The 23071-nt window shown below is 54.2% G+C and carries 25 protein-coding genes, 1 other RNA gene and 1 pseudogene; 17 read left to right on the forward strand and 10 right to left on the reverse strand.

The features are described 5' to 3' along the window. Positions 1-136: 136 nt before the first annotated feature. From ppiD to fadM, 3 genes are all read left to right on the forward strand, one after another. Positions 137-2008 (forward strand): peptidylprolyl isomerase, encoded by a 1872-nt coding sequence (gene ppiD, locus OGX81_RS04385; protein ID WP_104868992.1) that lies wholly within the window; start codon positions 137-139, stop codon positions 2006-2008. Between the two features lie 149 nt (positions 2009-2157). Next, positions 2158-2532, forward strand: a complete 375-nt coding sequence (locus tag OGX81_RS04390; RefSeq protein WP_049008409.1) for a helix-hairpin-helix domain-containing protein — start codon at positions 2158-2160, stop codon at positions 2530-2532. 92 nt (positions 2533-2624) lie between these two features. Next, the gene (fadM, locus tag OGX81_RS04395; RefSeq protein WP_012133539.1) at positions 2625-3023 is read left to right on the forward strand and encodes a long-chain acyl-CoA thioesterase FadM; all 399 of its coding nucleotides are present in this window, start codon (positions 2625-2627) and stop codon (positions 3021-3023) included. A 108-nt stretch (positions 3024-3131) separates the two neighbouring features. Here fadM and queC read toward each other — a convergent pair whose 3' ends face one another. Both queC and OGX81_RS04405 read right to left on the reverse strand, forming a co-directional pair. Beyond that, positions 3132-3827 (reverse strand): 7-cyano-7-deazaguanine synthase QueC, encoded by a 696-nt coding sequence (gene queC / locus OGX81_RS04400; RefSeq protein ID WP_104868991.1) that lies wholly within the window; start codon positions 3825-3827, stop codon positions 3132-3134. A gap of 27 nt (positions 3828-3854) precedes the next feature. Next, on the reverse strand, positions 3855-5591 hold the full coding sequence (locus OGX81_RS04405) for an SgrR family transcriptional regulator (protein ID WP_104868990.1): 1737 nt from the start codon (positions 5589-5591) through the stop codon (positions 3855-3857). Positions 5592-5691: 100 nt separating this feature from the next. On the opposite strand from OGX81_RS04405, the gene cof reads away from it, so the two are divergent. Next, entirely contained in the window at positions 5692-6510 is an 819-nt protein-coding gene (gene cof, locus OGX81_RS04410) for an HMP-PP phosphatase (protein WP_104868989.1), read from the forward strand. A gap of 52 nt (positions 6511-6562) precedes the next feature. Here the strand turns inward: cof and OGX81_RS04415 are convergent, their stop codons facing one another. Further along, a complete protein-coding gene (locus tag OGX81_RS04415) occupies positions 6563-7618 on the reverse strand; it encodes a PLP-dependent cysteine synthase family protein (protein WP_104868988.1) in 1056 nt (351 codons plus the stop codon). A 112-nt stretch (positions 7619-7730) separates the two neighbouring features. On the opposite strand from OGX81_RS04415, the gene decR reads away from it, so the two are divergent. From decR to amtB, 5 genes are all read left to right on the forward strand, one after another. Beyond that, a complete protein-coding gene (gene decR / locus OGX81_RS04420) occupies positions 7731-8189 on the forward strand; it encodes a DNA-binding transcriptional regulator DecR (RefSeq protein ID WP_012133534.1) in 459 nt (152 codons plus the stop codon). Positions 8190-8233: 44 nt separating this feature from the next. Continuing rightward, entirely contained in the window at positions 8234-10006 is a 1773-nt protein-coding gene (locus OGX81_RS04425; RefSeq protein ID WP_104868987.1) for a SmdA family multidrug ABC transporter permease/ATP-binding protein, read from the forward strand. Then, entirely contained in the window at positions 9999-11777 is a 1779-nt protein-coding gene (locus OGX81_RS04430) for a SmdB family multidrug efflux ABC transporter permease/ATP-binding protein (protein ID WP_104868986.1), read from the forward strand. The genes OGX81_RS04425 and OGX81_RS04430 overlap by 8 nt, the downstream gene beginning before the upstream one ends. Before the next feature lie 256 nt (positions 11778-12033). After that, positions 12034-12372 carry a P-II family nitrogen regulator gene (gene glnK / locus OGX81_RS04435; RefSeq protein ID WP_012133530.1) on the forward strand — a complete coding sequence of 113 codons (339 nt, stop codon included), beginning with the start codon at positions 12034-12036 and terminating at the stop codon, positions 12370-12372. Between the two features lie 31 nt (positions 12373-12403). Continuing rightward, positions 12404-13690, forward strand: coding sequence for an ammonium transporter AmtB (gene amtB, locus OGX81_RS04440; RefSeq protein ID WP_024130590.1), 1287 nt, complete (start codon positions 12404-12406; stop codon positions 13688-13690). Positions 13691-13738: 48 nt separating this feature from the next. Here the strand turns inward: amtB and tesB are convergent, their stop codons facing one another. Further along, positions 13739-14599: an acyl-CoA thioesterase II gene (gene tesB, locus OGX81_RS04445; protein ID WP_012133528.1), complete on the reverse strand. Its 861-nt coding sequence runs from the start codon at positions 14597-14599 to the stop codon at positions 13739-13741. A 215-nt stretch (positions 14600-14814) separates the two neighbouring features. Here tesB and OGX81_RS04450 point away from each other — a divergent pair, with 215 nt between their 5' ends. Beyond that, positions 14815-15384 (forward strand): YbaY family lipoprotein, encoded by a 570-nt coding sequence (locus tag OGX81_RS04450; protein WP_012133527.1) that lies wholly within the window; start codon positions 14815-14817, stop codon positions 15382-15384. Between the two features lie 35 nt (positions 15385-15419). On the opposite strand, the pseudogene OGX81_RS04455 reads toward OGX81_RS04450, so the two are convergent. Beyond that, positions 15420-15809 (reverse strand): annotated as a pseudogene (locus OGX81_RS04455) (MGMT family protein). Positions 15810-15893: 84 nt separating this feature from the next. Between OGX81_RS04455 and ffs the strand changes: the two are divergent. The 3 genes from ffs to OGX81_RS04470 all read left to right on the forward strand — a co-directional run bounded on the left by ffs (position 15894) and on the right by OGX81_RS04470 (position 16647). Continuing rightward, positions 15894-15990: signal recognition particle sRNA small type (gene ffs, locus OGX81_RS04460), an RNA gene on the forward strand. Between the two features lie 193 nt (positions 15991-16183). Further along, positions 16184-16435, forward strand: a complete 252-nt coding sequence (locus OGX81_RS04465) for a hypothetical protein (RefSeq protein ID WP_012133525.1) — start codon at positions 16184-16186, stop codon at positions 16433-16435. Next, the gene (locus OGX81_RS04470; protein ID WP_012133524.1) at positions 16432-16647 is read left to right on the forward strand and encodes a hypothetical protein; all 216 of its coding nucleotides are present in this window, start codon (positions 16432-16434) and stop codon (positions 16645-16647) included. The genes OGX81_RS04465 and OGX81_RS04470 overlap by 4 nt, the downstream gene beginning before the upstream one ends. 20 nt (positions 16648-16667) lie before the next feature. Here OGX81_RS04470 and yczR read toward each other — a convergent pair whose 3' ends face one another. Then, positions 16668-18095, reverse strand: a complete 1428-nt coding sequence (gene yczR, locus OGX81_RS04475; protein ID WP_104868984.1) for a MocR-like transcription factor YczR — start codon at positions 18093-18095, stop codon at positions 16668-16670. 86 nt (positions 18096-18181) lie between these two features. On the opposite strand from yczR, the gene yczE reads away from it, so the two are divergent. After that, complete coding sequence (yczE, locus tag OGX81_RS04480; protein ID WP_104868983.1) at positions 18182-18796, forward strand: membrane protein YczE; 615 nt, start codon at positions 18182-18184, stop codon at positions 18794-18796. 79 nt (positions 18797-18875) lie between these two features. Next, positions 18876-19229 (forward strand): DUF1428 domain-containing protein, encoded by a 354-nt coding sequence (locus tag OGX81_RS04485; RefSeq protein ID WP_012133521.1) that lies wholly within the window; start codon positions 18876-18878, stop codon positions 19227-19229. A gap of 39 nt (positions 19230-19268) precedes the next feature. Here OGX81_RS04485 and pdeB read toward each other — a convergent pair whose 3' ends face one another. Further along, a complete protein-coding gene (pdeB, locus tag OGX81_RS04490) occupies positions 19269-20819 on the reverse strand; it encodes a cyclic di-3',5'-guanosine monophosphate phosphodiesterase PdeB (RefSeq protein ID WP_058668708.1) in 1551 nt (516 codons plus the stop codon). Between the two features lie 225 nt (positions 20820-21044). Between pdeB and OGX81_RS04495 the strand changes: the two genes are divergently transcribed. Together OGX81_RS04495 and ykgO are read left to right on the forward strand one after the other, a co-directional pair. Continuing rightward, the gene (locus tag OGX81_RS04495; RefSeq protein WP_012133519.1) at positions 21045-21305 is read left to right on the forward strand and encodes a type B 50S ribosomal protein L31; all 261 of its coding nucleotides are present in this window, start codon (positions 21045-21047) and stop codon (positions 21303-21305) included. A 1-nt stretch (position 21306) separates the two neighbouring features. Next, positions 21307-21447 (forward strand): type B 50S ribosomal protein L36, encoded by a 141-nt coding sequence (gene ykgO / locus OGX81_RS04500; protein ID WP_003859006.1) that lies wholly within the window; start codon positions 21307-21309, stop codon positions 21445-21447. 77 nt (positions 21448-21524) lie between these two features. Here the strand turns inward: ykgO and OGX81_RS04505 are convergent, their stop codons facing one another. The 3 genes from OGX81_RS04505 to hha form a co-directional block, all read right to left on the reverse strand. After that, positions 21525-21995: a YlaC family protein gene (locus tag OGX81_RS04505; protein ID WP_024130587.1), complete on the reverse strand. Its 471-nt coding sequence runs from the start codon at positions 21993-21995 to the stop codon at positions 21525-21527. Positions 21996-22108: 113 nt separating this feature from the next. Further along, positions 22109-22660 (reverse strand): maltose O-acetyltransferase, encoded by a 552-nt coding sequence (gene maa / locus OGX81_RS04510; RefSeq protein ID WP_049009805.1) that lies wholly within the window; start codon positions 22658-22660, stop codon positions 22109-22111. A gap of 183 nt (positions 22661-22843) precedes the next feature. Then, positions 22844-23062, reverse strand: coding sequence for a hemolysin expression-modulating protein Hha (hha, locus tag OGX81_RS04515; protein WP_002892050.1), 219 nt, complete (start codon positions 23060-23062; stop codon positions 22844-22846). Positions 23063-23071 lie beyond the last annotated feature (9 nt).

Below are 23071 nucleotides of genomic sequence, written 5' to 3' on the forward strand. Positions count from 1 at the left end.
TTTATGCTGGTTGTGGGCTGACAATTACCCCGGTTTCTTGTCACAATACAGCTTTCCGCGCAGCGTTCAGAAAACGCTATGCTGCGTGAAGTATGAATACGCAAAACAGTCACCTACAGCGGAGTGTGGTTACACCATGATGGACAGCTTACGCACGGCTGCTAACAGTCTCGTGCTCAAGATTATTTTCGGTATCATTATCGTGTCGTTCATTTTGACCGGCGTGAGTGGTTACCTGATTGGCGGAAGCAATAACTACGCCGCAAAAGTGAATGACCAGGAAATCAGCCGCTCGCAGTTTGAGAATGCGTTTAACAGCGAACGTAATCGTATGCAGCAGCAGCTGGGCGATCAGTATTCTGAACTGGCGGCGAATGAAGGCTACATGAAAACGCTGCGTCAGCAGGTACTGAATCGTCTTATCGATGAAGCCTTGCTGGATCAATACGCGCATGAGCTTAAACTCAGCATCAGCGACGAACAGGTTAAGCAGGCCATCTTTTCAACGGCGGCTTTCCAGGTTGACGGCAAATTTGATAACAACCGCTACAACGCGATTGTGAATCAGATGGGGATGACCGCCGATCAGTATGCTCAGGCATTGCGTAACCAGCTCACCACCCAACAACTGATTGCTGGCGTTGCCGGTACTGATTTCATGCTGAAAGGTGAAACGGACGAGCTGGCGGCGTTAGTCGCGCAGCAGCGTGTGGTGCGTGAAGCGACGATTGACGTGAACGCACTGGCTGCGAAGCAGCAGGCTACCGATCAGGAAGTGTCCAGCTACTACGAGCAGAACAAGAACCGCTTTATGACCCCGGAGCAGTTCCGCGTGAGCTACATCAAGCTGGATGCGGCTGCTATGCAGGAAACGGTCAACGATGCGGATATCCAGTCTTACTATGACCAGCATCAGGATCAGTTCACCCAGCCGCAGCGTAACCGTTACAGCGTCATTCAGACCAAAACGGAAGATGAAGCGAAAGCGGTGCTGGACGCGCTGAACAAAGGCGGTGATTTTGCCGCGCTGGCGAAAGAGAAATCCGCAGACATTATCTCTGCGCGCAACGGCGGTGATATGGGCTGGCTGGAAGACGCCACCACGCCGGACGAACTGAAAAATGCCGGCCTGAAAGAAAAAGGCCAGCTGTCTGGCGTGATTAAATCCTCTGTTGGCTTCCTGGTTGCGCGTCTGGATGATGTTCAGCCTGCGAAAGTGAAGCCGCTGAGCGAAGCGCGTGATGACATTGCCGCGAAAGTGAAGCAGGAAAAAGCGCTGGATGCCTATTACGCGCTGCAACAAAAAGTCAGCGATGCGGCGAGCAACGATACCGAATCTCTGGCGGGCGCTGAACAGGCCTCTGGCGTGAAAGCGGTTGAAACCGGCTGGTTCAGCCATGACAACCTGCCAGAAGAGCTGAATTTTAAACCGGTTGCCGATGCTATCTTCAACGGTGGTCTGGTTGGCGAGAACGGTACGCCGGGCAGCAACTCCGATATCATCACCGTGGATGGCGACCGCGCATTCGTGCTGCGCATCAGCGAGCATAAACCTGAAGCGGTTAAGCCTCTGGCTGACGTGAAAGAGCAGGTGGCTGCGCTCGTTAAGCACAACAAAGCAGAGCAGCAGGCAAAACTGGATGCTGACAAACTGCTAGTTGAGCTGAAAGCGGGTAAAGGCGCAGAAGCGATGAAAGCGGCCGGTCTGAGCTTTGGCGAAGCGAAAACGCTGAGCCGTACCGGGCAGGACCCGGTAAGCCAGGCTGCGTTTGCGCTGGGTCAGCCAGAGAAAGATAAGCCGAGCTATGGCGTCGCTAACGATATGCAGGGCAACGTTGTGCTGCTGGCGCTGGACGACGTGAAAGCGGGCTCTATGCCGGAAGAGCAGAAAAAAGCGATGGTTCAGGGTATTACCCAGAATAACGCGCAGATTACCTTTGAAGCGCTGATGAGTAACCTGCGTAAAGCGGCGAAAATCAAAGTCGGCGATGCGCTGGAACAGCAGTAATCACCGAGACGCTTCGCAAAAAACTGCAAAAAGTTGTAACCCTCAAAGGCCGCCTTCGCGGCCTTTTCCATTTCTGATATTTGCTATTTGTTTGCCTTTCGCCGCCCCGCTATCGTGATGCCACTGTTAACACACAAGGAGAAAACAGTATGAAACATGGAATCAACGCACTGCTGGTCACGATGACTCTGGCCTGCGCAGGCATGACGCACAACGCGCTGGCTGCCGGAACGGTAGAGAAAAATCAGGCGGTACAAACAAAGGCGGATTCGTCTGCGTCCGCGCAGACTAAAGCCTCCGTGCCAGCAAAGGCCAGCGATGATGAAGGCGCGAGGGTCAGTATCAACACGGCTTCAGCGGAAGATCTGGCGCGGGTGATGAATGGCGTCGGGCTGAAAAAAGCGCAGGCGATAGTCAACTATCGGGAAGAGTATGGGCCGTTTAAAACGGTGGATGATTTAAAGCAGGTTCCGGGGATGGGGAGTTCGCTGGTGGAACGCAATCTGGCGGTGTTGACGCTGTAATAACTTGCACTGTGGCAAAAGTTTGCCAGGATAATGAGGTCATACCAGTTATGGCCTCTGTTCCTATAACAACAACGTAAGGTTATTGCGCTATGCAAACACAAATCAAAGTCCGTGGTTATCACCTTGATGTTTATCAGCACGTTAATAATGCCCGCTATCTTGAGTTTCTTGAAGAAGCACGCTGGGATGGGCTGGAAAACAGTGACAGCTTTCAATGGATGACGGCCCGCAACATCGCTTTTGTGGTGGTGAATATTAATATTAACTACCGTCGCCCTGCCGTGCTGAGCGATCTGCTGACCGTCACCAGTCAGGTGCAGCAGTTAAACGGGAAGAGCGGCATTTTAAGCCAGGTCATTACGCTTGAGCCGGAAGGGCAAGTTGTGGTGGACGCGCAGATTACTTTTGTCTGTATTGATTTGAAAACGCAGAAAGCATTGCCGCTGGAAGGTGAGTTACGCGAGAAACTGGAGCAGATGGTGAAGTAACGGAAAGTTGCCTGATGGCGCTTCGCTTATCAGGCCTGCGGGCGACATTGACCACGGTGAATGTCGCCAGGCCGGATAAGGTGCATGCACCGCCATCCGGCAAAACGATCACTTTAACCCTGTTTTCTGCTTCATTGCCGCCATCACTGCCGGTTTATCCGCCAGATAATGGTTCAGGCCGTTGGCGCGCAGATTACAGGCGGCGCAATGCCCGCAACCGTCACCTTTGATGCCGTTATAACAGGTCAGCGTCTCTTCGCGCACCAGATCCAGCTTGCCCCAGTAATCAGCGAGTGCCCAGGTTTCGGCTTTATCAATCCACATCAGCGGGGTTTCAAAGCGAATATCCTTCGCCATACCCAGGGTGACGGCATGATTCAGCGCTTTGACAAACTCATCGCGGCAGTCCGGGTAGCCGGAGAAATCCGTCTCGCAAACGCCGGTAATCACCGCTTCGGCTTTTACCTGATAAGCGTAAATCGCCGCCAGAGTCAGAAACAGAATATTACGCCCAGGGACAAACGTATTCGGAATACCGTCGGCATCCGGTTCATAGTCCGGTACGGGAATGTTATCGCGCGTCAGGCTACTGACCGCCAGTTCGCTCAGTAGCGTTACGTCCAGCACCTTATGCGCACGCGCGCCGAGTTTTAAGGCCAGATTACGTGCGACATCAATCTCAGCGCGATGGCGCTGACCATAATCAAAGGTGACGCAGTGCACTTCATCATACTGATGCAGCGCTTGCGCCAGACAGGTTGTGGAGTCCTGGCCTCCACTGAATACAACGACGGCACGTTTCATAACTTATCCTGACAAAAATGAAAAACGCTATGGTAGCGCCTGTGGATGGCCGCGACCAGCTTCTTCACCGCGTGGCGGCGGAAGCCATGCTTTCTCAAACTCAAACCAGCCGCGTGGATTGAGTTGAACGCCATTGACGCCCGGCGGCGCGCTAATACGGTAGTGATAGTTAAAAAGCGGCGTAAGCGTGGCGTCATTCATCAGACTCGTGAATACCTGTTGTAACGCAGTATAGCGGTCGTCTTCACCGGGCTGCGTTTGTAAGGCATCCAGCGTGGCCTGAAGATGGGCGAAAGCAGGGGCATCCAGCACATGCGGCCAGAGTTGATCGCAGCGTAGCCACTGCTCAAGCGTATATTCCGGCGCTTCGCCAATCAGTCTGTCGCCCATCATGAGATCCGCTTTTGCCAGCGAAGGGCAGTTATCCCAGTTTTTCGCGTTGTGGAAAATCAACGTTAATTCACAGCCGAGCGTTGCCAGATATTGCTGGAGTTGCTCCGCCATGGTGTGCAACTCAACGGGAAGGTGGTAGACCAGCGTCAGTTTTTTCGGTAATTCAACGGATTCCAGCCCCTTCCATTGCGGCATTACCCAGCCTGGCAGCAGCGCGTTGCTGGGCGTGATCAGATTTTCATCTACCGGCAGCGTCTGTAATAACGACGTATGATGAATGATGTCTACCAGGCGACGCGCCTGTTGCAGGCTGAGTTTCGAGCCTTTTTTAAGCGTCAGGTAGCAAAATCCCAGGCTAATACCGCTGCTCACCTGGCTAAGTGAGGCCAGCTCCTCAGGGTTGCCGATGGCAATCTGTACCGGATGACGGCAGCTGGTGCCTAAATCCTGGTCAAAAAGCTGAGGCGTGATCCAGTATTCAATCGCCTTTAGCAGCGGATGGCAAAGGTGGTAATTGTCGTGGCTTTCCAGGCGTACCAGCTCCGGCGTAAATAACGTCAGCCGAAAAGGTCCGGTGCCTGACAGCGGCTGATGCGGGTGCGCCAGGTGGCTACAGTAGCTTGCCAGACGGTGCGCCAGCCAGTAATCAGGGCGATGGAGAATGAACGTCAGGCATTGCGGGTGGGTGACTTCAATACGCTTGACGCTGATAAACAATTTATTGAGGGCTGGCAGGTCAAGCAGCATCAGCAGGCGCGCGTGCAGCTGCGCAGTTTCTACCGTATCGCCATTATGCCAGTGCAGTGTAGAGCGAATATAAAAATCCCAGCGCATACCGTCGGCGGAGATATCCCAGTGATGTGCTAAATCCCCGCAGGGGCGCTGGCTGGCGTTGTCAAAGCGGGTGAGGCCGGAGAAAATTTGTCCCGCAAGATGCTGTTCTGCGCGACCGGGCAGAAATCCTGGATGCAACGGGTCCAGCGGACGATAGTAGGGAATACGCAGGGTCGGCGTGTCGTTTTGCCACTGACCGCCCATAAACGGTTGCAGCATGGTACGCAGTTCGCCTGGCGCCAGTTGTGCCAGCTCCAGCACATTAAGCTGCTGACCTTTTTCCAGCGCTTGTTCCATCATGGTATTGCGCAGTGACTCCGGTGTGACCAGAAATTGCAGTTTACCGCGCTTACCCCGCCCGGATTGCGCCTCCCATGTTAACCAGCCGGCTTCCTGCGCCTGACGTAGTAGCGTACGGACGTGGCGTTCGCTACAAAAACAGCGCTCCGCCAGTTCCCCAACGGTGACCGACTGAGGTTCTCCGGCCGAGGGCTGCCAGAGACGTTGATATTGTTTTAAACGGTTGAGAAGTCTCATTGAAACCCGGAACAATTCATTTTATCTATTCACTATTACTTCCGTATATCTCAGGTGATACTCAATCACAAGTTAATTGCGTCACAGTGTGGAGAAAGAGATGGCTCGTCTGGCTGCATTTGATATGGATGGCACGCTTTTGATGCCAAACCACCATCTGGGTCATGAGACCCTTGCAACGCTGGCGCGCCTGCGTGAACGCGATATCACTTTGACGTTTGCGACCGGTCGGCATGTGCTGGAAATGCGGCATATTCTGGGGGTCATCTCAATGGATGCGTTTTTGATAACCGGCAACGGGACGCGCATTCACTCGCAGGAAGGCGATATGCTGCATCGCCAGGATCTGGACCCCGCCATTGCGGATCGCGTATTGCACCAGGCGTGGGATACCCGGGCCAGTATGCACGTATTCAACGATAACGGCTGGTTTACGGGGAGCGCGATCCCCGCGCTATTACAGGCGCATGTCTACAGCGGGTTCCACTATCAGATCGTGGATGTCAAACGTGTCCCGGCCCACCAGGTCACTAAGATCTGTTTCTGTGGCGATCACGACGATCTGATCCGGCTGCGTATTCAACTGAATGAGGAGCTGGGCGAGCGGGCGAATCTCTGCTTTTCCGCTGTGGATTGCCTGGAAGTGCTGCCGCTCGGCTGTAATAAAGGTTCCGCGCTGGCGGTATTAAGCGACCATTTGGGGCTGTCGCTGACGGAATGCATGGCGTTTGGCGATGCGATGAACGATCGCGAAATGCTGGAGAGCGTGGGACGTGGTTTGATTATGGGCAACGCGATGCCGCAACTGATCGCTGAACTGCCGCATCTTTCAGTGATTGGCCATTGTCGTAATCAGGCGGTCTCTCACTTTTTAACGCATTGGCTGGATAATCCGCATCTACCTTATTCCCCCGAATGAGTGATCCTTTCCAGCAAGCCAGGCCCGTAAAGCCTGGCTTTTTTTATGCCGCTTAACGGACGTTCAGCAGTTGGGCAATTTCCGCCTGCCACGGCGCTAAATCGCCAATGTGATCGTTAACCCACTGGGGATTGTAATAGGTGTCGAGATAGCGTTCGCCGCTGTCACACAGCAGCGTGACGAGAGAACCGGTCTCTCCGGCGTCGCGCATTCTGGCCGCAATCTGCAACGTTCCCCACATATTAGTGCCGGTGGAGGCGCCCACTTTACGGCCCAGCTGCGTTTCCAGCCAGTGCGCGGTCGCGACGCTGGCGGCGTCAGGTACGCGCAGCATTTCGTCCACCACATCCGGGATGAAGGAAGGTTCCACGCGCGGGCGGCCAATCCCCTCAATTTTGCTGCCCACCGGGCTGCGCAATGTAGCGTCGCGATCCTGCCAGTAGGGCAGGAAGACCGAGTTTTCCGGGTCAACCACCATCAGGCGCGTGTCATACCCATGACAGCGAATATAGCGGCCAATTGTCGCTGACGTGCCGCCTGTCCCCGCGCTCATCACGATATGCTTCGGCACCGGATTCGGCTCACGCTGCATCTGATGGAAAATACTGTCGGCGATATTATTATTGCCGCGCCAGTCGGTGGCGCGTTCAGCATAGGTGAACTGATCCATATAGTGACCGTCCAGCTCGCGCGCCAGCTGCTCGGAGGCGGCGTAAATCTCGCAGGCGCTTTCGACAAAGTGGCAGCGACCGCCATAAAACGCAATTTGTTCGATTTTGCGTTTTGCCGTGCAGGAAGGCATTACCGCGATAAACGGCAGGCCGAGCAGTCGGGCGAACCAGGCTTCGGAAACCGCCGTTGAACCGGAGGAGGATTCAATAATGGTTGTGTTTTCTTTAATCCAGCCGTTACACAACCCATACAGGAACAATGAACGCGCCAGACGGTGCTTCAGGCTGCCGGTCGGATGGGTGCTTTCATCCTTCAGGTAGATCTGGATGCCCGGAAACGCCGGTAGCGACAACCGGATCAGATGCGTGTCGGCTGAACGCTGATAGTCAGCGTTAATTTCATTAATGGCGTTTTTAACCCAGGTGCTATTCATCATTAATTTCCATTTGTCATTTTGTGCCCAGATTAGCGAAAAGCACGGAAAAAATTGTTGCCATTTCACCTTTAAAATAGAATGTAAGGAGAAAAATCTTCTCTGTGGGGTGGGTATGTTAGATAAAATTGACCGTAAGCTGCTGCTTTTGTTGCAGCAGGACTGCACCCTCTCTTTGCAGGCGCTGGCCGATGCCGTTAATCTGACCACCACACCCTGCTGGAAACGGCTGAAACGTCTGGAAGACGACGGCATTCTCCTCGGTAAAGTCGCGCTGCTGGACCCAGAGAAATTGGGTCTGGGGTTAACGGCATTCGTACTGATCAAAACCCAGCATCACAGTAGTGAATGGTACAGCCGCTTCGTGACGGTGGTCACCGAAATGCCGGAAGTGCTGGGGTTCTGGCGTATGGCCGGGGAATACGACTATCTGATGCGGGTTCAGGTAGCAGATATGAAGCGTTATGACGACTTCTACAAACGTCTGGTGAACAGTGTTCCGGGATTGTCAGACGTAACGTCGAGCTTTGCGATGGAACAGATTAAGTACACAACCGCTCTGCCTATTGAATAATTCTCCCGGAAAATATTGCCGGAAATCATGTCAGGATATAACGCGTGCGATTATTTGCTCAATTAAGCTGGTACTTCCGTCGGGAGTGGCGTCGCTATCTCGGCGCCGTGGCCTTGCTTATCATTATCGCTGTCCTTCAGCTGATCCCGCCCAAAGTGGTCGGGATCGTTGTGGATGGCGTCACTGCGCAACATTTCACTACCGGTCAGGTATTGATGTGGGTGGGCACGATGGCCATGATTGCGGTAATCGTCTATTTGTTGCGCTATGTCTGGCGCGTGCTGCTGTTCGGCGCCTCTTATCAACTGGCGGTTGAACTGCGTGAAGATTACTACCGCCAGCTCAGTCGCCAGCACCCGGAATTTTATCTGCGACACCGCACCGGCGACTTAATGGCGCGCGCGACTAACGACGTCGATCGTGTCGTCTTTGCCGCCGGGGAAGGGGTGCTCACGCTGGTGGATTCGCTGGTGATGGGCTGCGCCGTGCTGATCGTGATGTCAACGCAGCTCAGTTGGCAACTGACGCTGTTCGCGCTGCTGCCTATGCCGATTATGGCGCTGATGATCAAGCGCTACGGCGACCGTCTGCATAACCGCTTCAAACTGGCGCAGGCGGCGTTTTCCAGTCTGAACGATCGTACCCAGGAGAGCCTGACCAGCATTCGCATGATCAAAGCTTTTGGCCTTGAAGATCGACAGTCGTCGCTGTTTGCGGCGGACGCGGAAGATACCGGGAAGAAAAATATGCGGGTAGCACGTATCGACGCCCGTTTTGATCCCACGATTTATATTGCCATCGGCATGGCTAATCTGCTTGCCATCGGCGGCGGAAGCTGGATGGTAGTGCACGGTACGCTGACGCTTGGGGAACTGACCAGCTTTATGATGTACCTCGGGCTGATGATCTGGCCTATGTTAGCGCTGGCCTGGATGTTTAACATTGTGGAACGCGGTAGCGCAGCGTACAGCCGTATCCGCGCGATGCTGGCGGAAGCGCCGGTCGTCAACGACGGAACGGAGACGGTGCCGGAAGGTCGGGGAGCGCTGACGGTCTCCATTCGTGAATTCAGCTACCCGCAAACCGCGCATCCGGCGCTGGAAAATGTACAATTCCAGCTTGAGCCAGGGCAGATGCTGGGGATCTGCGGGCCGACGGGCGCGGGGAAAAGCACTCTTCTTTCGCTTATTCAGCGCCATTTCGATATTACGCAGGGGGATATCCGTTTTCATGATATTCCGCTGACGCGCTTGCAGCTTGATAGCTGGCGCAGTCGCCTGGCGGTCGTCAGCCAGACGCCGTTCCTGTTCTCCGACACGGTCGGCAATAACATCGCGCTGGGGCGCCCAAACGCGACGCAGGAAGAGATTGAACAGGTGGCGCGGCTGGCCAGCGTGCATGAGGATATTTTGCGTCTGCCTCAAGGATATGACACCGAAGTGGGTGAACGCGGCGTCATGCTGTCCGGCGGGCAAAAACAGCGCATTTCTATTGCGCGCGCGTTACTGCTCAATGCGGAAATCCTGATTCTGGATGATGCGCTGTCGGCGGTGGATGGCCGTACCGAACACCAGATTCTGCATAATTTACGCCAGTGGGGAGAGGGGCGCACCGTGATTATTAGCGCGCACCGCTTATCCGCTCTGACGGAAGCCAACGAGATTATCGTGATGCAGCATGGCCATGTCGCCCAGCGTGGCGATCACGATGAATTAGTGCTGCAAACGGGCTGGTATCGCGATATGTATCGCTATCAGCAACTGGAGGCGGCGCTGACTGACGCTCCTGAAATCAACGAGGAGACGGCAGATGCGTAGTTTTGGACAGTTATGGCCGACCCTGAAAAGGCTGCTGGCGTATGGTTCGCCGTGGCGTAAACCGCTTGCCATCGCCGTGGTGATGCTGTGGATCGCGGCAGCGGCGGAAGTCAGCGGCCCGTTACTTATCAGCTACTTTATCGACAATATGGTCGCGAAGAGCCACCTGCCTCTGGGCATGGTCGCGGGGCTGGTGGCGGCGTACATTGGCTTACAGTTTCTGGCGGCGGGGCTGCATTATGCGCAGTCGCTGTTGTTTAATCAGGCGGCCGTCGGCGTAGTGCAACAGCTGCGTACCGATGTGATGGATGCCGCTTTGCGCCAGCCACTGAGCGCCTTTGACACGCAGCCGGTGGGGCAACTGATCTCTCGCGTGACCAATGATACGGAAGTCATCCGCGACCTTTACGTTACGGTCGTGGCGACGGTGCTGCGTAGCGCGGCGTTAATTGGCGCGATGCTGGTCGCCATGTTCAGCCTCGACTGGCGGATGGCGCTGGTCGCGATGGCGATTTTCCCGGCGGTGCTGGTGGTGATGGTGATTTACCAGCGCTATAGCACGCCGATTGTGCGCCGCGTGCGGGCATATCTGGCGGACATCAATGATGGCTTCAATGAGGTCATTAACGGCATGAGCGTCATTCAGCAGTTCCGCCAGCAGGCGCGGTTCGGCGAGAGAATGGGGGAGGCCAGCCGCTCGCACTATATGGCGCGGATGCAGACCCTGCGACTGGACGGCTTTTTATTGCGCCCGCTGCTCAGCCTTTTTTCCGCGCTGATCCTCTGCGGATTACTGATGCTGTTTAGCTTTACCTCGCGCGGCACCATTGAAGTCGGGGTGTTGTACGCCTTTATCAGCTATCTGGGGCGTCTGAACGAGCCATTGATTGAACTGACGACCCAACAGTCGATGTTGCAACAGGCTGCGGTGGCGGGGGAGCGCGTATTCGAACTGATGGACGGCCCACGCCAGGATTATGGTCGGGATGAGCGCCCGTTGCAGTCGGGCAGGATTGACGTTGATGATGTCTCCTTCGCCTACCGTGACGACAATCTGGTGCTGCAAAACATTACGCTCTCCGTTCCGTCGCGCAGCTTTGTGGCGCTGGTCGGGCATACCGGCAGCGGCAAGAGTACCCTCGCCAGCCTGCTGATGGGGTATTACCCGCTTACACAGGGAGACATTCGCCTTGACGGTCGTTCTCTGTCAACGTTGAGCCACGGGGTTTTACGTCAGGGAGTCGCGATGGTGCAGCAGGACCCGGTGGTGATGGCGGATACGTTCCTGGCAAACGTCACGCTGGGGCGCGATATTTCTGAGGAACAGGTCTGGCAGGCGCTGGAAACCGTGCAACTGGCGGAGCTGGCGCGTAGTCTGAGCGAGGGTATCCACACCCGGCTGGGCGAGCAGGGCAATAATCTGTCCGTCGGGCAGAAACAGCTGCTGGCGCTGGCGCGGGTGCTGGTTGATACGCCGCAGGTTCTGATTCTGGATGAAGCCACCGCCAGCATTGACTCCGGTACTGAGCAGGCGATTCAGCAAGCGCTGGCGGCAGTGCGTGAACACACCACGCTGGTGGTGATTGCACACCGCCTGTCAACCATTGTCGATGCGGACACCATTCTGGTGCTGCATCGCGGGCAGGCGGTTGAGCGCGGTACGCATCAACAACTGCTCGAAGCGCAAGGGCGTTACTGGCAGATGTACCAACTACAGCTCGCCGGTGAAGAGCTGGCGGCCAGTGCGCGTGAGGAATCGCTCAGCGCCTGATGGCGCTGCGCTTATCAGGCCTACGGACAATGCGGTCTTGTAGGCCGGATAAGGTGCTTACGCCGCCATCCGGCAATCAACAATCTGGTGCAAAAATGTAACGTACCATGCACCGTTATAGTGCGTTTTTTCTTTTCCTTCCCCGGCCGCACCCTACAAGCCTGAATTATCCCGCGTTTTTCATTTCTGGCACACCCCTTGCAATATCCCTGTCGTGAAGCGGCAGACATTATCGAATTCTGACAGGAGGGGATCTATGAAGCTGGTTACCGTGGTAATCAAACCGTTCAAACTGGAAGACGTCCGTGAAGCACTGTCTTCGATTGGTATTCAAGGGCTGACAGTCACCGAAGTGAAAGGCTTCGGGCGTCAGAAAGGTCATGCCGAGCTGTACCGCGGTGCGGAATACAGCGTCAACTTCCTGCCCAAAGTGAAGATTGATGTGGCGATTGCCGACGACCAGCTTGATGAAGTCATTGAGGTCATCAGCAAGGCGGCCTACACCGGAAAAATTGGCGACGGCAAAATTTTTGTCGCTGAGCTGCAACGTGTCATTCGTATTCGTACCGGCGAAGCCGACGAAGCGGCACTGTAACTCCTGGCACACAGTGATAGGGAACGAAAAGATGAAGATAGCAACGATGAAAACTGGCCTTGCTTCACTGGCTTTGCTTCCAGGTCTGGCAATGGCGGCTCCGGCGGTTGTGGATAAAGCCGACAATGCCTTTATGATGATTTGCACCGCGCTGGTGCTGTTCATGACCATTCCGGGCATTGCTCTGTTCTATGGCGGATTGATCCGTGGAAAGAACGTGCTGTCGATGTTGACGCAGGTTGCCGTCACCTTCGCGCTGGTCTGTATTTTATGGGTTGTTTACGGCTATTCGCTGGCCTTTGGCGAGGGGAACAACTTCTTTGGCGACTTCAACTGGGTGATGCTGAAAAATATTGAACTCACGGCAGTGATGGGCAGTTTCTACCAGTATATTCACGTTGCTTTCCAGGGCTCTTTCGCCTGCATTACCGTCGGGCTGATCGTGGGGGCGCTGGCTGAACGTATCCGCTTCTCTGCGGTACTGATTTTCGTGGTGGTGTGGCTGACGCTCTCCTATATCCCGATTGCGCATATGGTCTGGGGCGGCGGTTTGCTGGCTTCTCACGGCGCGCTGGATTTTGCGGGCGGTACGGTCGTGCATATCAATGCGGCGATTGCTGGTCTGGTGGGGGCTTATCTGATTGGCAAGCGTGTCGGCTTTGGTAAAGAGGCGTTCAAACCCCATAACCTGCCGATGGTTTTCACCGGCACCGCGATCCTCTATATCGGCTGGTTTGGCTTTAACGCCGGGTCGGCGGGCATGGCGAACGAGATTGCTGCACTGGCCTTTGTTAACACCGTGGTGGCAACGGCTGCCGCTATTCTGGGGTGGATTTTCGGCGAGTGGGCGCTGCGCGGTAAACCTTCTCTGCTGGGCGCCTGCTCCGGCGCTATCGCGGGACTGGTCGGCATAACGCCAGCCTGTGGTTACATTGGCGTCGGCGGCGCGTTGATTCTCGGTGTCGTTGCGGGGCTGGCGGGTCTGTGGGGCGTGACGATGCTTAAACGTCTGCTGCGTGTGGACGATCCTTGCGATGTGTTTGGCATCCACGGCGTTTGTGGCATCGTTGGGTGTATCCTGACCGGGATCTTTGCGTCCACCACCCTCGGCGGTGTAGGGTTTGCCGAAGGCGTGACGATGGGGCATCAGCTGCTGGTGCAGCTGGAGAGTATCGCTATCACCATCGTCTGGTCTGGCGTAGTGGCGTTTATCGGCTACAAACTGGCGGATATCACCGTTGGGCTGCGCGTACCGGAAGAGCAGGAGCGCGAAGGTCTGGACGTCAACAGCCACGGCGAGAATGCGTATAACGCCTGATCATCAACAGGCCGGAGGCGACGCTTGTGCGTCGCCATTCGGCCATTTTCAATTGCGATTGCGCATCACGCCTTCCTGAACGGTCGACGCGACCATCACGCCATCCCGCGTGTAAAACTCCCCACGAACAAAACCACGAGCGCTGGAAGCCGAGGTGCTTTCTACGCTGTACAGCAACCATTCGTTCATGTTGAAAGGGCGATGGAACCACATTGAATGGTCGATCGTGGCAATTTGCAGACCTTTTTCCAGGAAGCCGATGCCGTAGGGTTGCAGCGCGACGGGCAAGAAATTCAGATCGGAAGCATAACCCAGCAGATACTGATGAATGCGGATATCATCCGGTATCGTACCGTTGGCGCGGATCCAGACCTGGCGCGTCGGGTTCGCAACGTGGCCTTTTAACGGGTTGTGGAACTCCACCGGGCGGATCTCCAGCGGGCGGTCGCTGATAAATTTCTCTTTCAGCACGGGCGGCAGCAGATGCGCCAATGAACGGGCGATCTCCGTCTCCGATTGCAGCGTTTCCGGCGCAGGGGCGTCCGGCATGGTTTTCTGATGCTCAAATCCCTCTTCCGGCGCCTGGAAGGAGGCTGTCATATAGAAAATAGGCTTCCCGTTCTGGATGGCGGCGACGCGACGCGCGCTGAAACTGTTGCCGTCGCGCAGAACTTCCACATCGTAAATAATGGGCTTCAGGCTGTCGCCGGGGCGCAGAAAGTAGCTGTGAAAAGAGTGAACCAGACGTTGTTCAGGTACGGTCTCTTTGGCGGCATACAACGCCTGACCGACCACCTGACCACCAAAAACCTGACGTAATCCTAAGTCTTCACTTTGGCCCCGAAAGAGTCCTTCTTCAATTTTTTCCAGATCTAACAATGACAGCAAATTATTCAGTGCCTGACTCATACGTGCTCTCCAGGTAACAACGGCGCCGAAGCGAGGTAGGCAGAGTATAACGCAATTTTGAAAGTGGTCCGATGGGTGCAATAGTCTGAATTACGGACTAATTCCAGGCAAAAATAAGTGAGATATGCCACACTTAGTCACGTTATGTCTTTGTTAACCACTCTTCCGGCGGGTAAAGCACCTCCCGCTGATGCATTGATGATAAGGAGAATTTAATGAAACTCGTGCACATGGTAAGTGGTTTAGCGGTTGCGGTTGCTCTGGCAGCCTGCGCAGACAGAAGCGCAGATATCCAGACGCCTGCGCCTGACCCGAATACTTCTGGCGTGGCTACACAGTCAACTATTCAGCAACCTAATGTCTCCGGTACCGTCTGGATCCGTCAGAAAGTGGCCCTGCCACCGGATGCCGTACTGACCGTGACGCTGTCTGATGCCTCACTGGCGGATGCGCCGTCGAAAGTGCTGTCGCAGAAAGCGGTGCGCACCGAGGGGAAACAGTCGCCATTTAGCTTTGTACTGCCGTTTAACCCGGCTGACATCCAGCCAAATGCGCGGATTCTGTTGAGCGCCGCCGTGACGATTAATGACAAACTGGTCTTTATCACCGATACCGTACAGCCGGTCATTAATCAGGGCGGCACGAAAGCGGATCTGACGCTGGTGCCGGTTCAGCAAACGGCAGTGCCTGTTCAGGCCAGCGGCGGCGCAGCGACAACCGTACCGTCAACGTCACCGACGCAGGTGAACCCGTCTTCCGCCGTACCGGCGCCGACACAGTACTAAGCTCTCACAGGACAACCCTCTCCGGCCGGAGAGGGTTAATAAATCCAGCGATATCGTTGCATATCGATTTGCCCACTCCCCGAGACCACCACGCCTTCTGACAGTAACGCCTGACGTTGGCGTTGCAGGTCTGGCCCGGTCAGGGAGATGGCGCCATGACGATTCACGACCCGATGCCAGGGGAGGGTGCTGCCTTCCGGCAATCGTTTTAATACGCCGCCGACCTGACGCGCGGCACGAGGTGAACCGGCGAGGCGGGCGACGTCGCCATAAGTCGTGACAAACCCTTCGGGGATTGAGGCCACGATTTGCCAGACGCGTTGGGGGAAAGTGTCTTGTCTGTCCATCATTCATTCCTGCGATAATCTCCCAGCATAATCGTGAACCGCCGGGGAGTGAAGTCTCATTGCGCAAGAAAACAGCATCCGATGTTGGATGGGTTGCATTTACAGGGGCCAGCAGTGATAATGCGCCTGCGCGTTGGTTAACAACGCTCTCAATGGGGGCTCTGTTGGTTCTCCCGCAACGCTACTCTGTTTACCAGGTCAGGTCCGGAAGGAAGCAGCCAGAGCAGATGACGTGTGTGCCGGGATGTAGCTGGCAGGGCCCCCACCCAATTCTGCCGTCCGGCAACCTCTTCATTTTCCTCCTCTTGTCATATTAACGTCATTATTTTGTCATCAAATGCTGGCAGAGTGTTATCGGGACGTTATTAATCAGTTTGTGCCCTGATATTCACGCGGTGACGATAGCTGTGTCGCACACGACGTGTTTTGCCTGTTTACAAGGACTCTTTACGATGGCTACTGCTGTACTAAATGTCAAAATCGATGAGACGTTAAAAGAGAAGCTTCGCCATTATGCCGAAGCAAATAATGAGAACTTAAGTATCACCACAGAAAAACTGCTGCTGATTGCATTTGAGGCCGCAGAAGAGGCGGGAGTCTCGGCGAGTGATATCGACAGTCAGCATACGGAAGAATCCGTAGATGAGCCGCTTACTCCTAAAGAAATCAAAGCATTACGCAGATTACTCAAGAAGAAAAAATGAAACAACAACTCTCAATCGCCAGTAATTATGGCGAAGCCTGCGAATTACTGCGTTCCGGCTATGTGAAGCATGTTCGTCTTAACTGGAATGTTGGTAGTGATGAATTCTTTCGTATTGCCTCCGACTGGTGCGATGCCGGGGCAAAAATAAAGAAAGACGGCGAGAACTTCATTATTTCCCTGAAAGGTTTCCCCGTCCCACGCCAGCAATAAAACGACGATGACAGGCCATATTAGATAATTTTGCGTATTTTCCCTGCGCTGTTTTGTGAGCGCAGGTTGTCCCATATCGGCTGTAATGTCTGAAAAGCCGATCGCAGTGTTTCATCCGGCAGGGTGAACGGCATACGTAAGAAACGATCAAACGCACCCGCGAGGCCAAAACGCGTACCGGTGCCCAGTTGAATCCCTTCGCTTTCGGCGCGCGTTGCAAAGAGCGTGGCCAGCGTGTCGGGTAACTCCACCCAAAAAGAGAGCCCGCCCTGCGGCTGCCTGAAGCGCCATTCAGGAAAATGCGCGTGCATCAGTTCACAACACAGGTCGCGTCGTTGGGACAGCAACTGCCGTCTGTCAGGAAGAAAGCTGGCGGCATTATCAAGCAGCCAGCCGGTCGCTAACTGCTCCAGTACCGGCGATCCTAAATCAAACGTATCCCGGGTTTGTACCAGCGCGGCGATTGTCCGTGATGAGGCGCGAACCCACCCCAGACGCAACCCGCCCCAGAAACTTTTTCCTGCCGATCCCAGCATAATAATCGGCGCGTCGGCATTGTAATGCGCGAGTGGGGGCGGCGGCGGGGCGTTGTACCACAAATTAACCATCGTCTCGTCCACAACCAGCGTGGTATGCGTTCTGGCGGCAATATCCGCGACCGCTTGCCGCGTGGCGGCATCCATACAGCGCCCGGTGGGATTATGGAAATCCGGCATCAGATAAGCCATTCTCGGCGCGGTTTGCGCAATGGTCGCCATCAGACCGGCGGTGTCCCAACCCTGTTCGGGCAATGAGACGCCAACGGGGCGACAGGAGGCTCCCTGAATCGCGGCGATTGCGAGCGGGTAGGTCGGGTGATCCACCACCACGCGATCGCCCGGGCCCGTCAGGAGTCGCAGGAGCAGCGCCAGCCCGCTCACGGCGCCATTGACCACCATGATTTCATCAGGGCGGGTTGGCAAGCCGCGCTCGCAATAGTGCCGGGCGATAGATTCACGTAAAGAGAGCAGACCTTGCGGCAGATACCCGGAACTCAGCAGATGCTGCGGCATTGCGCAAAGCGCCTGCTGGTAAGCCTGGTGAATTTCAGGGCCTGCGCTGAGCGCGGCGGTAGAGAGATCCAATGCCATATTGGCTCCGCCGCGCGTGGGTACTGGGTGGATGGCATCCGGTAAGATCACCCGCGAACCGCTACCCTGACGGCTTTCCAGATAGCCTTCTTCCCGAAGTTGCGCCATTGCGCTGGCGACGGTTGTTCGACTGATCTTCAATACGGCGGCCAGTTCGCGTTCGCCGGGCAGTCGGCTATCGAGCGCCAGTCGGCCATCAAGAATCAGCAGACGCAGGGCCTCCGCCAGCTGACGCCAGACAGGAGTACGTGAGGGGGTCTCCTGCCAGTGCCCAAGCAGGCGCTGAAGAGACTGGCTTCCATAGCGGCGTGATGACATAGCAGTCCACTTTTTTAAAACTGGACATTAATCATAGTGCCAATTGCGGTAAAGATGAAAGGTATCTGAACGGGGAGAATGGAAGAATGCTGCGTCGTCTGATTCAACTGTATACCGGTCTGGCTCTTTATGGCGTATCGACCGCAATGTTTGTGCGTGCGGACTTAGGGGCCGATCCGTGGAACGTTTTCCACCTTGGCGTGGCGAATTTGCTGTCAATGAACATTGGCATGGTGATTATCGCCGTTGGCGTGCTGGTGTTATTACTGTGGATTCCGCTGCGTCAACGCCCGGGTCTTGGCACCATCAGCAACGTGATCGTTATTGGACTGGCGGCGGATGTTGCGCTGGCTGTACTGCCCGCTTTTGAGTCGTTGCTTGTCCGCAGTGTTCTGTTGATCTCCGCTGTAGTGGTCAACGCGCTGGCGACCAGCATGTATATTGGGGCCGGTTTCGGCGCAGGCCCGCGAGATGGCCTGATGACCGGGATTCACGCGCGCACCGGTTGGTCGATACGCGCCATCCGTACGGCGATTGAAGTTTCGGTATTGCTGAGCGGCTGGTTGCTGGGGGGGACGCTGGGCGTCGGTACGGTATTGTATGCGCTGGCTATCGGGCCGCTGATTCAGATCTGCTTGCCGTGGTTTCGCTATCAGCCCCGAGTACGCATTCGGGTTCGTCATTCGCCCACAGCAGAGTAACGCGATGGCGACTAGACTTAACAACGACTGACGCGGCCAGAATTGGCTTGCCGCGCAGTACGCTTCGGAGGTTTTTCTCATGAAGTATGTTGATGGTTTTGTGGTTGCCGTACCTGCTGAAAACAAGGAGGCGTATCGGGAAATGGCGGCAAAAGCGGCTCCTCTCTTTAAAGAGTTTGGGGCGTTACGCGTCGTTGAGTGTTGGGCTGATGATGTGCCGGACGGCAAATTGACCGACTTTCGCATGGCGGTGAAAGCGGAAGATCACGAAGAGGTGGTGTTTAGCTGGATTGAATACCCTTCGAAAGAGGTTCGCGACGCGGCGAATCAGAAAATGATGTCAGACCCACGAATGAAAGAGTTTGGCGATGCCATGCCTTTTGATGGCAAGCGCATGATTTACGGCGGATTCTCTCCCATTCTGGATGACTGAAGCGACAGGCTGTGCGGCGTGCCGCCAGCCGTCCCCATTCTAAATCCGTTTTTCCGCCCACAAAATAAATTCTGCGGCGGGCAGCGCTTTGCTGTAAAGCCATCCCTGACCATACTGCACGCCGTGCTGGCGTAACCAGTCCTCCTGATGCGTCGTTTCAATACCTTCCGCCACCATTTTCAGCTTCAGCGTTTTCGCCATTTCAATAATATGCGGCGTCACATTTTTGTAGGCCAGCGCATCAACAAAGGACTTGTCGATCTTCAGAATATCCACGTCCAGATTCTGTAAGTAGCAAAGACTGGAATAGCCAGTGCCAAAGTCATCAAGATAAATCGCGTGACCAGCTTTGCGGTATCTGGCAATGACTGGCGCGCTGGTTTTGGGATCGGCAAACTCACGCTCGGTCAGCTCCAGCGCGATTTGCGACGGTGAAATCTGACTCCGGTTAAGCAACTGGCTGAGATGTACCGGAAGTTTCTCTGACGCAAGGGTCGTTGCCTCAATATTGATAGAAATGTGCTGCTCAGGGTGTTGTCGCAGCCATGTTCCCATCTCCTCAAAAACGGTCTCTAAAATCAGGTGGGTGAGCGGTTCGGAAAGCCCCGTTTGTTCTGCGAGGGGAATAAACATTTCCGGCGAAAGGTAGCTGCCGTCGGTTTGCGGCCAGCGAGCCAGCGCTTCCGCGCCTGCTATCTTCCCGCTACTCAGCGAAATAATCGGCTGATAATGCACCTTAATATCACGGTTATGGATGGCGTCCAGTAAACGGTGGCGTGGTGATTGTAAGCGGCGAAGAATGCGCAGAATAAACGCCGCCGCCAGCAGGCTCGCCATCATCCCCAGCGGCAGCCAGGTAAAAGCCTGGCGATACCAGTTCTTTTGTAGCGGCAGCGTGGAGGCCCAGGTCACGATGGCGATGTTCATTTCAGGAGAGCGCTGAATCGTGTAGACACTGTTGCGATCTTCCCGGTATTGACCGGGCGACTGCTGCAATTGTCGAATAATGTCGGGATCGAGCCGATTGCTACTGGCGGCCACGATGTTATTTGCTTCGCCAATAATAGCGGCATCAATATGCCATGAACTAAATGGGATCACATCAATGAAGGAGGCGGGGTCCATCATGACCACATAGTGTCCTTTACCCACAGCGACCATAAAGCGCTTGAGCCCTAAATCATTTTGCGAGGTAAGCCATATGCGGTAGCCGTCCTGGGTGATCTTTTCCGGTTTGGGGAAAACGAAGGGGGCGCTTTTTTGCTCCAGCGATGAGCAAACAGGCATATTTTGGTCGAGATATAGCACTTCCTGAATGTAGCGCAGACTGTAAGATATTCGGCGCATTGTCAGTAAATGCGCATTACTACAAGGCGTACCGCGAAAGGCGTTTAGCTGGCCTAACGCCAGTTTGCTCTGGGAGGCAACTTTGTCAGCGCGTAAGGCTACGCGTGATGAATAGACGTTAAGTTCCTCAATAAATTTCTTTTCAACCTGGCGATGAGCGAGCCAGAGGCTTAATCCCACAGGGGCAAGGACAGACAGAATGAGCACCCCTGTGACCAGGCTGACCAAATGTCGTGTTGTCACGGTGATATCCTTATTGATGCAGCATATGGCGAGTATATCTGAACGTAAAAAAGCCCTTCGTTTAATCACGTTATTCTAACTGCTTTTGCTCTTTCTGGCTCAATAAGGGCTTGTTTCGACTTAAAACGTACAATATTGAAGGATAACCACATCATTATGAGGGTTGAAAAGCGGCAATTTGCGGCGTATTTTATTGTTACGTTATAACATAATATTGAGGCTGTCATGAAACCGAATATCCATCCTGCCTATCGCACCGTGGTGTTCCACGATACCAGTGCGAATGAATACTTTAAGGTGGGGTCAACGATCAAAACCGAGCGTGAGATTGAGCTTGAGGGCGTGACCTATCCGTATGTCACCATTGAGGTGTCTTCTAAATCACACCCTTATTACACCGGAAAACAAAAAACCTTTGATAACGAAGGCAGCGCAGCACGTTTCCAGAAACGTTTCGGAAATTTTATTGGCGCTAAGCGAGGATAAGATGCAGGTACTGAATTCATTGCGTAGCGCAAAGCAGCGGCACCCGGACTGCCAGATAGTTAAACGCAAAGGGCGTTTATATGTGATCTGCAAATCCAATCCACGTTTTAAAGCGGTGCAGGGTCGTAAAAAAAGACGTTAATGATTTGCCAACATTGCAGGGACTACAGTGCGTGCCAGGGACGGTACGCACTTTTTACATCTGCAACAGTGAGAAAACTAGTGGCTTGTTTCTGTGCGAGTGAGCGTGAAAACATCGTAGAAAGAGAGTTCGCCTTTACGCGTTATCATCTTCTGTAATTGTGCTTTCTGGTCGCTGCCAACATGCGGTGACTGAAGAATAGCGTGGATCAGCGCAGGGGGAACGAAGCGCGTGTTATACCATTCTCCGTTATAGCAAACCCTGAAATCCAGCACGTCGATATCCTCGTAGCGATAACGCGGGGCGACATCAAAAAAGAAAAAACCATTCAACAGGACGAATAATACGACCAGCAGCCACACTGAATCCACCAGCGTGTCTGATTGCAGCATGACAGCCAGCGTGGCAAACCAGGCGATATACATGCCAATAAACAGCCCCGGATGTTTGCGAATAAAACTAATACTGAAACGCGGTCTGTTGTCGCGTTTCTCGCGAGCATTGAGATCGTCAATCGTTTCCGTCAGCAGGCGCTGTATTTCTGTCATCATTTGCCTTTGTGATTTCTGTAACATTCAGGGAACAGCCCATTTTAGAAGGGCGAACTTCATGAAAAAAGTAACAGATTAACCACAATTTATCATAACAGTTACAATTCGCTTTACAGCGTTTTAATGATTCGCGCGGGATTTCCACCGACCACAACGTTGGCCGGAACGCTTTTGGTCACGACGGCGCCTGATGCGATAACGGCGTTGTCGCCAATGGTGACGCCAGGGTTAATCACGGCGCGACCGCCGATCCAGACATTATTCCCGATGGTTACAGGTTTACCCAGTTCCCTACCGCTGTTGCGTTCTGTGGCATCCAGCGGGTGCGTCGCCGTATAGATATGCACGCCAGGTGCGAGCATACAATTGTCGCCGATATGAATCGGGCAGACATCCAGCATCACACAGTCGAAGTTAGCGTAAAATGCTTTGCCGAGGTAAATATTGTAACCGTAATCACAGCGGAAGGAGGGTTCAATATACGCACCGTCGCTCTGGCCTAGCAGGTCGCTCAGAATAGCCTGTCGCGCATTCTTCTCGTCCGGTGCGGAGTGGTTGTATCGATGAAGCAACTGGCGCGCCCGCAGGCGGTCGTTGCGCAATGTCTCATCGGCCGGGCAATATAACTCACCGGCAATCATCTTCTGCTTTTCTTCGCTCATTATGCACTCTTCTGTTTGTGGATTAACTGCCGCAGTACAGTAAAGCGCAACGCCTTTTAAGGGAACGTTCCCGTTGCCTTGATGTGATCTAAATCACGAGACGTAAAATAGGAATTAACGGTAAATACAGGGAAACCCTCGGTCAGGCAGAACGAACGTATTCTCCATAGCGTTATGCAAAAATTAGCGAATGAATTTCCACACGGAGGTGGGAATCTTGTCGTAGAGCTTATTCATCGTCAATTCTGCAAGACGGTGATCTGCTGCTGAGTAAAATACAGCCAATTCATTGTCAGACAATTCATATTTATTTTTCTCTATTACACGTTCCAGCGTGTCTATTGTCTGGCAGCGTCGTAAACGCATCAAATAATCTGTTTTCGTTAATGGTTTATCGGACATAAATCTTAC

Source organism: Citrobacter sp. CK206, from assembly GCF_030333125.1.
GTDB classification, from domain to species: Bacteria; Pseudomonadota; Gammaproteobacteria; order Enterobacterales; family Enterobacteriaceae; genus Citrobacter_B; species Citrobacter_B koseri.